Source organism: Streptomyces sp. NPDC058664 (assembly GCF_042716635.1).
In the GTDB taxonomy this organism is placed as follows: domain Bacteria; phylum Actinomycetota; class Actinomycetes; order Streptomycetales; family Streptomycetaceae; genus Streptomyces.
Map to the genome: position 1 here is coordinate 1 of NZ_JBHXRW010000200.1, position 1649 is coordinate 1649.

Sequence of the window (1649 nt, forward strand, 5' to 3'; positions counted from 1 at the left end):
AGGCGGAGCGTGCGTCGGTGCCGGACACGCCGGCGCTCGTCCTGTCCGTTCTGTTCCTCCGTGCCACCCCTTTTTGCCGGGCTGTCTCCTGCTCCTGCGCGGCTTCCTCCAGGGCCGCCATGAGGTGCTTGCTGACGCGGAGCCCTACGGCGTCGTGGTGGGCGCGGACCGTAGTGGAGTCCATGCTGGCCAGCGACAAGTCTGTTTGCTCCGCGCGGGCTGCCTGAGCGATCAGACCTTCCGGCAGGGCGGTGAACACACCGGCGTCCCGCCAGGCGCGGAAACGTCCGTAGACGGTGGCCCATGGGCCGAACTCGGCAGGCATCTCCCGCCACTGACCGCTGGAGCGGAACCGCCAGACCACCCCCTCGGACTGTTCCCGCAAACGCTCCGGATACGGGCCGTACCCACCGATCGGCAGATACGGCTCGATGAACTTCCACTGGGCATGGGTGAGGTGCCTACGCGTCACGCCCACAGTCCTATCGGGTTCCACCCCACGAAGAGCACAGAACCCGGCAACTGATCACGACATCACACAGGCCCTAGTCCAACGCGACTTCACCGCCGCACGGCTGGACAAGAAGTGGTGCGACGAAATCACATACGTGCAGGTCGGTGGCTCATGGCTGTATCTCGCCTGCGTCATCGACATCTGCTCACGCCGAGTGCTCGGCTACTCGATGGCCTCCCACATGCGCGCCGAGCTGGTCATCAACGCACTGAAGATGGCGGTAGCGGCCCGCGGCGGCAACGTGGACGGAGTGGTCTTCCACGCGGACAGGGGTTCGCAGTACACGTCGGCCCCGTTCGCGCGGGTATGTGATGGTTTCAGGATCCGCAGGAGCATGGGACGCGTCGGCTCGAGCTACGACAATGCCCCCGCTGAGAGCTTCTGGCAGGGGCTGAAGAGGGAGACGATGCACCAACGGCTGTTCTCGACGATGCGCCAGGCACGGCTGGCGATCTTCCAGTGGCTCACCTACTGCAATGCCCGCAGACGCCACAGCGCCCTCAACTACCTCTCACCAGTCGAATTCGAACAGCAACAGCAGAGAGCACGTACACTCACACTCGCAGCATGAACCCCTGTGTCCACACCCTGGGGGACGCCTCACTACTGTCGTGCGCCTGAAATCTGATGGCTAAGTATCTGTGTGTTTCTTGTTGGCTGGTGGGGTGACCTTGGTGAGGTAGTCGGCGAGGGAGTTGAGGATCTCGTCGGCGGTCTTGGTCCAGATGAACGGCCTGGGATTCTCGTTCCAGGTCGCGATCCACTGCTTGATGTCGCTCTCCAGGGCCTTGACGGAGGTGTGGACGCCGCGGCGGATGAGTTTGTCGGTCAGCAGGCCAAACCAGCGCTCGACCTGGTTGATCCAGGACGAGCCGGTGGGGGTGAAGTGGACGTGGAAGCGGGAGTGTTTGGCCAGCCATGTCTTGATTTCGGGGGTGTTGTGGGTGGCGTAGTTGTCACACACCAGGTGCACGTCGAGATCGCGGGGCACTCTTTTGTCTATCGTGACCAGGAACTTCTTGAACTCGATCGCGCGGTGGCGGCGGTGGAGTTCGCTGATGACGGTGCCGTCGGCGATGTTGAATGCGGCGAACAGGCTGGTGATGCCGTGCCGCAGGTAGTCGTGGGTGCGGCG

At 63.4% G+C, this 1649-nt stretch carries 2 protein-coding genes and 1 pseudogene; 1 reads left to right on the top strand and 2 read right to left on the bottom strand.

What is annotated here, in order from left to right; translation table 11 throughout:
- Positions 1-472, bottom strand: a pseudogene (locus tag ACFWUY_RS41530) (transposase); the annotation flags it as partial.
- On the opposite strand from ACFWUY_RS41530, the gene ACFWUY_RS41535 reads away from it, so the two are divergent.
- Positions 432-1085 carry an IS3 family transposase gene (locus ACFWUY_RS41535; RefSeq protein WP_384122201.1) on the top strand — a complete coding sequence of 218 codons (654 nt, stop codon included), beginning with the start codon at positions 432-434 and terminating at the stop codon, positions 1083-1085. The pseudogene ACFWUY_RS41530 and the gene ACFWUY_RS41535 overlap by 41 nt on opposite strands.
- 60 nt (positions 1086-1145) lie before the next feature.
- Here the strand turns inward: ACFWUY_RS41535 and ACFWUY_RS41540 are convergent.
- Positions 1146-1649: IS630 family transposase (locus ACFWUY_RS41540; protein WP_384122204.1), on the bottom strand; the 504-nt coding region annotated here is incomplete at its 5' end.

Excerpts from the sequence above, each read along its gene's own strand:
- ACFWUY_RS41535 (WP_384122201.1), top strand. The coding sequence starts at position 432 with ATGAACTTCCACTGGGCATGGGTGAGGTGCCTACGCGTCACGCCCACA.